This window comes from Tangfeifania sp. (assembly GCF_055108615.1).
This window is the reverse complement of record NZ_JBSQIC010000036.1, coordinates 23,571-34,193: the sequence shown is the minus strand read 5'-3', so window position 1 is coordinate 34,193 and position 10,623 is coordinate 23,571. Positions and strand designations below refer to the sequence as shown.

General features: G+C 43.8%; 10 protein-coding genes. All 10 read right to left on the bottom strand.

Translation table 11 applies throughout. The annotated features are described in order from the left end of the window. Positions 1 to 388 precede the first annotated feature (388 nt). Positions 389 to 637, bottom strand: coding sequence for a hypothetical protein (locus ACTCNA_RS09720; protein ID WP_462947715.1), 249 nt, complete (start codon positions 635 to 637; stop codon positions 389 to 391). A 311-nt stretch (positions 638 to 948) separates the two neighbouring features. Continuing rightward, on the bottom strand, positions 949 to 2,760 hold the full coding sequence (gene typA, locus ACTCNA_RS09715) for a translational GTPase TypA (protein WP_462947714.1): 1,812 nt from the start codon (positions 2,758 to 2,760) through the stop codon (positions 949 to 951). Between the two features lie 244 nt (positions 2,761 to 3,004). Beyond that, complete coding sequence (locus ACTCNA_RS09710; RefSeq protein WP_462947713.1) at positions 3,005 to 4,714, bottom strand: acyl-CoA dehydrogenase family protein; 1,710 nt, start codon at positions 4,712 to 4,714, stop codon at positions 3,005 to 3,007. 11 nt (positions 4,715 to 4,725) lie between these two features. After that, positions 4,726 to 5,745 (bottom strand): electron transfer flavoprotein subunit alpha/FixB family protein, encoded by a 1,020-nt coding sequence (locus ACTCNA_RS09705; RefSeq protein ID WP_462947712.1) that lies wholly within the window; start codon positions 5,743 to 5,745, stop codon positions 4,726 to 4,728. 24 nt (positions 5,746 to 5,769) lie between these two features. After that, positions 5,770 to 6,645: an electron transfer flavoprotein subunit beta/FixA family protein gene (locus ACTCNA_RS09700; RefSeq protein WP_462947711.1), complete on the bottom strand. Its 876-nt coding sequence runs from the start codon at positions 6,643 to 6,645 to the stop codon at positions 5,770 to 5,772. A 322-nt stretch (positions 6,646 to 6,967) separates the two neighbouring features. Continuing rightward, positions 6,968 to 8,695: a carbon starvation CstA family protein gene (locus ACTCNA_RS09695; RefSeq protein ID WP_462947710.1), complete on the bottom strand. Its 1,728-nt coding sequence runs from the start codon at positions 8,693 to 8,695 to the stop codon at positions 6,968 to 6,970. 183 nt (positions 8,696 to 8,878) lie between these two features. Next, positions 8,879 to 9,091 (bottom strand): zinc ribbon domain-containing protein, encoded by a 213-nt coding sequence (locus ACTCNA_RS09690; RefSeq protein ID WP_462947709.1) that lies wholly within the window; start codon positions 9,089 to 9,091, stop codon positions 8,879 to 8,881. A 53-nt stretch (positions 9,092 to 9,144) separates the two neighbouring features. Beyond that, positions 9,145 to 9,321 (bottom strand): type II toxin-antitoxin system antitoxin, encoded by a 177-nt coding sequence (locus ACTCNA_RS09685; protein ID WP_073168234.1) that lies wholly within the window; start codon positions 9,319 to 9,321, stop codon positions 9,145 to 9,147. Positions 9,322 to 9,377: 56 nt separating this feature from the next. After that, a complete protein-coding gene (locus ACTCNA_RS09680; RefSeq protein ID WP_462947708.1) occupies positions 9,378 to 10,226 on the bottom strand; it encodes an SPFH domain-containing protein in 849 nt (282 codons plus the stop codon). 175 nt (positions 10,227 to 10,401) lie between these two features. Then, the gene (locus ACTCNA_RS09675) at positions 10,402 to 10,536 is read right to left on the bottom strand and encodes a hypothetical protein (protein ID WP_462947707.1); all 135 of its coding nucleotides are present in this window, start codon (positions 10,534 to 10,536) and stop codon (positions 10,402 to 10,404) included. Between the last annotated feature and the right edge of the window lie 87 nt (positions 10,537 to 10,623).

Below are 10,623 nucleotides of genomic sequence, written 5' to 3'. Positions count from 1 at the left end.
AAAAAATCCGTGTTACCCGAAATATGAATATCTTAAACCCATCCGGCTGGAATACAGAATTTTATGACAGTAAGATAACAAGTTGGGTTATTATCAACCTGAAATTTGTTTCCAAAATATACAAACATGAAAGTAAGGTGAGCCTTCGAAATGGCAACAAAATACCTATCTCAAAAAGCAGATCAAAGCAGTTTTGGAATTCGGTGAGTCTGATTAGTTCGAATTAATAAAATCTGTTAAAATTAAGGCACACTTTACAAAAGCGCGCCAGTAGAATTAAGGTACTCATAATTCAGCATGGAGAATTTTGAAATTTCAGGAAACCGAAAACTTCAATTGTATCCAAATATATTCGAGTTGTGTTTCGAATCGACTGATAAAAGATTGTTTATAAACGATCTTCATATTTCTTGATAATCTGTTCCAATCTGTACTCAGCTTCCTCTTCAGAAAGAAATTTGGCATTTCCACTAAGAATTTCATCCAGTTCTTTGGAAAGATATCTTTTGTTTTCGTCAAAAGTTGCATCATCGGTATCATCAAAAATAATTTCAACCTCATCTTTTGAGAACTTACTAAGCCACCACATTACGTTCCCGAATATTTTATCACTTATTTTAAGCCGAATAGAATGCATAGTAAATATTTTTTCCAAAGATATTCAAATAATTATTTCAATGCCAAATAATTAATCATCCTTCAAAATTTTCGACTGACGCTCCTGCTGGTGCAGAGCTGTGATTCGGGCTTTTTTTTGTGAAAACAAAAACACAAATGAAAAGCTGTAAATTGCGATGATGATGTTTCTGTTACAGTGTCCGAATTAACAATTACGGCACGCATTACAAAAGCACACCAGCGGGGGTCAGCAGAGTGCGCCAGCGGGGCAAAAAAATGGCATAATCTCTTTTGAAACTATGCCGTTGAAATAATTATCTTTTCCCTGTTTTAATCAGCCACCACTTTTGCCTGGCGTTTGCGCTCATGCTCGTTCAGCAATATTTTACGGATGCGCATATTTTTGGGCGTTACTTCGAGATATTCATCGTTGCGAATGTATTCCATTGCTTCTTCGAGCGAAAATTTAATGGCCGGGGCAATGCTCGATTTATCGTCGGAGCCTGCGGCACGCATGTTGGTCAGTTTTTTGGTACGGATGATGTTGATGGTCAAATCATCCTGGCGGGTGTTTTCGCCAATTACCTGGCCGATGTAAACATCTTCACCCGGGTCCACGAAAAACCGGCCGCGGTCCTGCATTTTATCGATGGAATAAGCAATGGCGGTTCCTGTTTCCAGCGAAATCAAGGCGCCGTTCCGGTGAACACCCAGTTCGCCTTTCCAGGGCTCGTAACCTTTAAACCGGTGAGATATAACAGCTTCTCCCTCTGTGGCTGTAAGCATCTGGTTTCGCAATCCTATAATTCCGCGTGCCGGAATATTGAACTCCAGGTGCGCGCGCTCGTTTTTTACATCGATGTTCAGAATGACACCTTTTCGCTGGGTAACCAGTTCAATCACTTTTCCTGAAAATTCCTCGGAAACCTGAACCGTAAGAAATTCGATGGGTTCGTGTTTCACACCGTCAATTTCCCTGATGATAACTTTTGGCTGGCCCAGCTGCATTTCGTAGCCTTCGCGGCGCATGGTTTCCACCAAAATGGAAAGGTGCAGAATGCCACGACCGAAAACCATAAATGAATCGGCAGAGTTGGTATCTTCCACACGTAGGGCCAGGTTTTTTTCGGTCTCTTTGTACAGACGATCGCGCAACTGGCGTGATGTCACAAATTTTCCTTCCCTTCCGAAAAAAGGAGAATTGTTGGCCACAAACAACATGCTCATGGTGGGTTCGTCCACACGTATGGGCGTGAGTCCTTCCGGCTCGAGTGCGTCGGCAAGCGTGTCGCCAATGTCAAAACCTTCGAGGCCCATTACTGCACAAATTTCACCCGACTGCACCGGCTCTTTTGTTTTTTCTTTTCCCAGTCCTTCAAAAAGATAAACTTCTTTGGCAACTGATTTCACAATGCTGCCATCACGTTTTACCAGCGAAACCTGCGAACCAGGAATTAACTCGCCGCGAGTAACTTTTCCCACGGCAATCCGTCCGGTGTACGATGAATAATCGAGCGAAGTGATGCGCATTTGCAGCGATCCTTCTTTTGGGGTAGCTGGTGGAATGGTGTCCAGGATGACATCCAGCAGGTAGCTTACATCCTGTGTTTCTTCTTTCCAGTCGGGCCCCATCCAGCCGGCTTTAGCCGAGCCAAAAACCGTCGGAAAATCGAGCTGATCCTCGGTGGCATCGAGGCTGAACATGAGGTCGAATACTTTTTCCTGGGCAATATCGGGGGTACAGTTGGTTTTGTCCACTTTGTTCACCACCACAATGGGTTTCAGTCCCAGTTCAATGGCCTTTTGCAACACAAAACGAGTTTGCGGCATGGGGCCTTCAAACGCATCCACGATGAGCAACACGCCGTCGGCCATGTTCAGTACCCGCTCCACTTCACCTCCAAAATCGGAGTGACCGGGTGTGTCGATGATATTGATTTTAGTGTCTTTGTAACGTATCGAAACATTCTTTGAGAGAATGGTAATTCCCCGTTCGCGCTCGAGGTCGTTGCTGTCGAGGATAAGTTCGCCCATGTCCTGGTTTTCCCTGAACAGTTTTACCTGGTGGAGCATCCGGTCAACCAGCGTGGTTTTTCCGTGGTCAACGTGGGCAATAATGGCTATATTTCTAATTTCTGTCATTGTCAATCCTTTATAAATGTAATTCATTGCTTCTCTTTCCCCTCTCCGCCAGCCGGCGGAAGGTTGGGAGGGGCTTATAAATTGGCGTGCAAAAGTAAGAAAGTTTTGTTACGTTAAGATGATCAGGAAGTTAATTTAGTGGTTGCGGGGAATAAATTAATAAAAGCCACTTCTGTCATCCGACAAAAGTGGCTTCATAAATTCTCTACTGATTACTTAGTACTATCTGCTTTCTACTAAAAAATTACAGTTCAAACTTGTATTCTCCCAAATCACTCAATTCAGAAACCCGGATGTATTCAGCGCTTGCTTTTACCTGCGATTTGGCAAAGTTGATATAATTTTTGGCCGAACGCAGGAACGATTCCTCACGGTTGGCATCGAGCAGCAACAGGTAACTCATGATGATATGGCCTGCCATTTCCACCAGCCGGCGGGCATGGAAATCGATGAACTCGTTATCATCGGCCGAAGTCACTTTCTTCAAGGCCTGCTCAAAGTCATCGGTCAGTATAATCAGCGAACGTTTCAGGTATTCGAGTTGCGGCGAAACTTTTTCGGCCTCGTACACCCTGATTTGTTTCAGGAACTGGCCGGTAGTAATCCCGCGGATGGCTGCTACCACCTGTAACTGGGTTGTTCCTTCATAAATGGAAGTAATACGTGCATCACGGTAAATGCGTTCCACCGGGTAATCTTTCATGAATCCCGAGCCGCCGTGAATCTGCACTGCATCGTAAGCCAGTTGGTTGCTGAACTCACTGGCCATGCCTTTCACCAAAGGAGTGAAAATATCTGCCAGTCGCTGGTAGTGCTTCATTTCGGCACGCTCCTCTTTTTCCAGTTGGTGTTCTTCCGAAATGTGTTGGTACGTTTTGTACATGTCCACAAAACGGGCTGTCTCGTAAAGCAAAGTTCTGGAAGCATCCAGTTTGGCTTTCATCATCGAAATCATTTCATAAACCGCCGGAAAACGAATGATTGCTTTTCCAAACTGCATGCGTTCTTTGGCGTATTCAATAGCTTCGCGGTAGGCGGCTTCGCATATTCCAACCGATTGTGCTGCAATTCCCAGGCGGGCACCATTCATCAGTGACATTACATATTTTATCAATCCCAGTTTTCTGGAACCAACCAATTCCGCCGGAGCATCTTTGAATACCAGTTCGCAGGTAGGCGACCCGATGATTCCCATTTTGTGCTCAATGCGGCGTACTTTCACACCGCCATGCTGTTTATCGTAAATAAACATGGAAAGCCCGCGGCCATCTTTGGTTCCCGGCTCCGAACGCGCCAGTACCAGCGAAATATCGCTGTCGCCGTTGGTGATAAACCGTTTTACGCCATTCAGAAGCCACTTGTTTGTCTTTTCGTCCCAGGTTGCTTTCAGTTGAACGGCCTGCAAGTCGGAACCTGCATCGGGTTCAGTCAAATCCATGGCCATGGTATCGCCTTTGCAAACGCGTGGCAGGTATTTTTCTTTCTGCTCTTCCGAAGCAAACTCGTTGATGGTTTCGGCGCAGTCCTGCAATCCCCAGATATTTACAAACCCGGCATCGGCGCGTGAAACTATGTCGGCAGCCATAATGTAAGGCACAATCGGGAAGTTCAGCCCCTCGTATTTGTAGGGCAACGACATGCCCATCAAACCGGCCTGGTTCAGTGCTTTGATATTTTCTTCCGTTCCGCGGGCATAAATCACGTGGCCGTCAACCACCTGCGGTCCTTCTGCGTCGATGCTTTCGGCATTGGGCGCAATAATATCACCGGAAACCTCACCCACAATTTCCAGCACGCGGTGGTAACTGTCGATAGCATCTTCATAATCCATCGGTGCAAACTGGAATTCATCCTTAAAAGAAAAATTGCGTTCTTTCAGCCGGACGATTTCTTTCATCAACGGGTGATTCAAATGAAATCTCAGCTCTTTATTATCGGTATAAAAATTTGCCATTTTTTTCAGTTTTATTTCGTATTCTTTTTGTAATACTTAATCATTTTAGGAATGATATCCGCAATGTCGCCGGTAATGACATAGTCGGCAATGGAATTAATCGGCGCTTCCGGATCGGTATTGATGGCGATAATCTGGGCCGATTGTTCCATTCCTGCACGGTGCTGAATCTGCCCTGAAATACCACAGGCAATATACAGTTTCGGGCGAACAGTTAAACCGGTCTGGCCAATCTGACGTTCGTGCTCTACATAGCCTGCATCAACCGCAGCGCGGGAAGCGCCCACTTCGCCGCCCAGAACTTCGGCCAGTTCATTCAGCAACCTGAAATTTTCCTTTGACCCTACACCATAACCACCGGCCACAATAATGGGAGCACCTTTTATGTTCAGCTTACTTTTTTCCATGTGCCGCTCGATGATTTCAACTACAAAATCTTCGTCGTTCACATATTTCGACACATCGAGGTTGACAACTTTCCCCCTGTAGTTTGGGTCAAGAATCTCTTTTTTCATCACCCCTTCGCGCACAGTTGCCATTTGCGGGCGGCAATCGGGATTAATGATGGTGGCAATGATGTTTCCGCCAAAAGCCGGACGAATCTGGTACAGCAAGTTCTCGTATTTTTTATCGGCTTTTTTGTCGTAATGATCGCCAATCACCAGGCTGGTACAATCGGCAGTCAACCCGCTGTGCAGCGCCGAAGAAACGCGCGGCCCCAAATCCCGGCCAATGGAAGAAGCTCCCATAAACGCGATTTGCGGCTTTTGCTCTTCAAACAATTTTACAACAATTGACGTGTGCGGCAAGGTTTGATACGGGTGCAACCGTTTATCGTCTGCCAGGTAAAGCGTATCCACGCCGTAAGGCATCACCTGTTTTTCAACTTCATCCAGCTTGTGACCTATGGCAACTGCTTCCAGTTTGCATTTCAGTTCGTTGGCCAGCGTCCTGCCCTTGGTGAGCAGTTCCAAGCTCACTTCGGCAACCTGGCCATCTTCTATTTCGCAATAAACAAATAAGTTATTCATGTATCAATATTTTCAAGGATAAAACTAACCGATGGTGTGACTTTCAAGAAGTTCCAGCATCATATTTTCAATGTCGGCATCGGCCGAAGAAATCACCTTGGAATCTTTTGCCTGCAGCACCACATTCTCGATGGATTTCACCTTTGTTGGCGACCCGGACAATCCGAGCTGTTTTGCATCGGTTTCAATGTCATTCACCGTCCATTCCGGGATGTTCAGTTCCGGGCGGTCGTTGTACAATGATGTATAATCCTCGTTTTCTTTTTGAAGTTCGGTAACGGTTTTGGCCCGTTTGAAAGTCATCAACAGTTTGGCGTTTCGTGCCCTGCATCCAGGAGCAGTTCCGTTAACAGTTAATACCAGGGGCAACTTACATTTTACGGTTTCCACTCCGCGGTCCAGCCGGCGTTTCAATACGATGGCATCTTTTTTCAGCTCTTTCACCTCCTCGACATAAGTCACCTGGAGCATTTTTAGCTTTTCAGCCACCTGCGGACCAACCTGGGCGGTATCGCCATCGATAGCCTGCCGACCGGCAATAATCATATCCACATCGCCAATTTTCTTCAGCGCCTGCCCAAGTGTATAAGAAGTAGCCAGTGTGTCGGAACCGGCAAATGCCCTGTCGGTAAGCAGGATTCCACCATCGGCTCCGCGGTATAAACCTTCGCGGATTATATTAGCAGCCCGCCCGGGGCCCATTGTTAAAATTTGTACTGTCGTTCCGGGATACTGGTCTTTAATCCGCAGCGCCTGCTCCAACGCATTTAAATCTTCCGGATTAAAAATGGCCGGAAGCGCAGCCCGGTTAACCGTCCCGTCAGCTTTCATTGCATCCTTGCCAACATTTCGGGTATCGGGTACCTGCTTGGCTAAGACAATAATTTTATAACCTTTCATTTATATTAGATTGATTTATTTAAAAATTCGTTTTTTTCATGATGAAAAGAGAATAAATGCCTTCCACTTTTTGAACAAAAAGCAGCAAATATAAATATTGAACCCAAAGAAATCAAAAACGGAAAAGTAACGTGAAGTTAATTTATACAGATAAAAACACATCATAAAATGTCAGCCTGTTCTAAATAATGAAAATTACCCCGGTAAACCCTTTTCAACATTCACTTTAAAACAATCAAACAAAAACTTCCAAAATTTATGTTGTTATCTCTCAATAAGTTTATTTAGAACAAATCTATTTAAAAGAAATCTCAAAATGACATCAGCCTACATTTAACCTGGTTTTCAATTTTTGCGATGAAAGCACTTTCAATCCGCTGATGAGCAACCAAACTGTTAATATCAAAATCAACAACGAAATTATAATCAATGTATAATTCCGGTCGTCGATAAAAGAAATCAGATTATCAATCATTGCCCAAACGGTCATTACTAGTACAAAAATCATGGGAATAAGTGCAAGCAAAAAATTTCGTTTTTTCATGATCAGGTATAAAACAACCACTCCCAGGGCAAGAGCAGCAACCAGTTGGTTCAAAGCACCAAAAAGAGGCCACAGCATTAATGCACCAGTTGCACCGGGCTGCAGAAAAGTAAGCACCATGGCAACAACTACAACAACTGTGGTTGCGGCATACCGGTTATTAAAAGGTTTGCGCACCTTCCCGGTTTTATCTTTAAAAATTTCCTGAAATGAAAGCCGTTGAATACGTGCAGACGAATCGAGCGTGGTGTTGGCAAAACTAACGATGAACACTGCGATGATGGCAGCCCCCAAATCTTTGGGAATCCCGTAACTTTCGAGCAGATTGGCGCTACCCACAATAAACGCTTCGAGTTTGGCAGCCAGGCCCGAAGCGGTTGCCCACGATGCATAATGATGATAAAAAGCATCGGACCCGGTAAACAGCTGGCCATCCTTTGTCAACCCAAGTCCCAGTCCGGCGGCCACAGCCAAAATCACCAATACTGCCAAAAAACTCTCGGTTAACATTCCTCCGTAACCAATAAACAGCGTGTCCTCTTCCTTGTCAACCTGTTTGATTGTAGTACCGGTACTTGCCAGTGAATGAAATCCGGAAATTGCCCCGCAGGCAATTGTAATGAACAGCAATGGCATCATGGCCGGAACATCGGAAGAATTAAAAGCATCGTGATTTATCGCGGGCGCAGTCACCTGCGGATGTGCCACGAACAGTCCCAGTAAAATCAATGCAATGGCAACAAGCAGCTGGTGAGAATTAATATAATCGCGGGGCTGAAGTAGTTTTTGTACCGGAATAGTTGAGGCCAGAAATGCATAAACATACAAAATGAGCGCCCAGGTCGTTACCGAGGATCCCATTATTGGAGGTACAGTAATTGGCGGAAGCCAGTAAACTCCTGCCAGAACAGAAATGTAGAGCAGAATGACAGCAATAATTGAATAGAGCAAATCACTTTTCCCCTGCCTGATTTTCCAGCCCAGCCAAACGGCTACCGGAATCTGAAACCACACCGGCAACACCACTTCGGGATACTGCACAAACAAAACGCCAACAATCATGGCAAAAACCGCCAGCACAATCAAAAGCAATAGTTGCATAATAAACTGAAAAACATATCGGGTTCCCGGGTTAACCAGATCTCCGGTTAAATCACCGATGGTTTTTCCTTTGTTCCGGCCCGAAATGAACATGGTAGAAAAATCGTGCATCCCACCCATAAAAATGGAACCGAAAAACACCCACAAAAATGCAGGCAGCCAGCCCCAGATTATACCGATAGCAGGCCCCACAATTGGACCAAGTCCGGCAATTGTCGTAAAATGATGTCCGAAAATGATATTCTTCTTGGAAGGAACAAAGTCAACGCCATCGTTAAACTCATGCGATGGCATTTTCTGTTTTTTACCAATGCTGAAAAACTTTTTCCCGAGGTACTTGCCGTAAAACCGGTAGGCAATAATATAACCCACAAAAGCCAGAAGCGCCAGAACTAAACTATTCATTTCAGGTTCGATTTGAATGCAACAAGAATTACTTTTTATCTTTCTGCTTGTTATACCGATAAGCAATTGAATTGAGTCTTAAATTGTTTCTCTCTTTAAGACTTTTCAAGTGTCTATCAGCATTAACCATTGTAAATTTCAACCTTTGCCTAAGGCTCAGTTTCTTAAACAAATAGAAAGGAATTAATTGGTCAAAAAATCGAGCACATTGCTGGCCCCGCCTGCTTTGTCTTCCCTGTAAAATTCGGTATAACCGCACCGGGAACATGAAACCACCGTAAACCGGCGGTTTTGAATATTAAAATAACGGGTAAAACCTGCGCCGGTTGTCCGGATTTTATCGACATCTGCTTTCTTATTGCCGCATTTGGGGCAAGTGTACTTCAATTTATTCATGGCTTAAATAGTTAATTGATTTTGATTAATTAGTAGATTAAAAGTGTTGAAAATTACTGGTCAGGCTCTTTTTTTGATTTTTTGTTCAGGCGCTTTGCATCTTTCAGTGCATTGTGAATAATCCACTCCAACTGACCGTTTATACTCCTGAAATCATCGGCTGCCCATTTTTCCACAGCTTTCATCATCTCCGGATCAACTCGTAATACAAATGTTTTTTTCTTTGCCATTAAATCCTCCTTTTTATTCGTCCCTGTTCTTTTAAAATGGCTTGATTTTCCGGTAACTACTGATAAAGAGAGCCTGCATTTACAACCGGAGAAACATCCTTATCGCCGCAAAGAACAACCATCAAATTACTGACCATTGTAGCTTTTTTCTCCTCATCAAAGTCAACAATTTCTTTCTTGTTCAATTCATCCAACGCCATTTCAACCATGCTTACCGCGCCTTCTACAATTTTGAAGCGGGCAGCAACAATGGCCGTGGCCTGCTGACGTTTCAACATTGCCTGGGCAATCTCCTGCGCATAAGCGATGTAATTGATGCGGGCCTCGATGACATAAATTCCTGCTATTTCAAGTCGCTCCCTGATTTCAGCCTCAAGCCTTTCGTTCACTTCTTCGGTGCTCTCACGCAAAGTAAGCTCCGCTTCTTCATCTTCAAAATTGTCGTACGGATACATGCCGGCCAGTTTTCGCAATGCGGCTTCGCTCTGCACCACTACAAAATGCTCGTATTCATCAACGCCGAAAGCAGCTTTGTAAGTGTTTTCCACTTTCCAAACCAGCACGACACCAATCATAATCGGATTTCCCAGCTTGTCGTTCACTTTTATGGGATCGCTGTCGAAATTGCGGGCACGCAGGGAAATTTTTTTCCGCACGAAAAACGGATTCACCCAGTAAAAACCATTGGCTTTAATTGTCCCTTTGTAAGCCCCAAACAAAACCATTACACAACTCTGGTTGGGATCGACCACCGTAAAGCCCGGTGCAATAAAAAAGAACAAAACAGTCAAAATTACTGATGGAAGCACCATCCCCCTCATAAAACCAAATGCAATGAATGCTAAAATTATCAGCTCAATGAAAACGAACAGGTAACCTGACAACCCTTTATAATCTTTTTCCATGACATTAAAATTTAATTATTTTGATATTAAATTGATATCATAAAGGTACATCAAAATTTCATAAAAAGCAATATCCGGATTGTCTTTTTTTTATAATTAAGCTAAAAAAAAGAATTGTTATATTTAGCAAGCAGGTGGAAGTACAAAGAAGACGCTGAACTCAGCGCCTTCTTTTCTAATTGTAATTCATCTCTATTTGCCCGGTGGTTTCTGTTTCCACCACATCGTAAGCGTGGGCAAAATCCAAAATCGTTTTTATGGAATTTTCCGAGGGTTCTAACCCTGTATTTTCCATTTCTGATAAATTCATTTCATCGTAAAATTCTGTATTATCAGAATTATTGAAAAAACTTTTAACAACATAAAAAAAAGTAGAACTATTTTTCATAGGCATTCT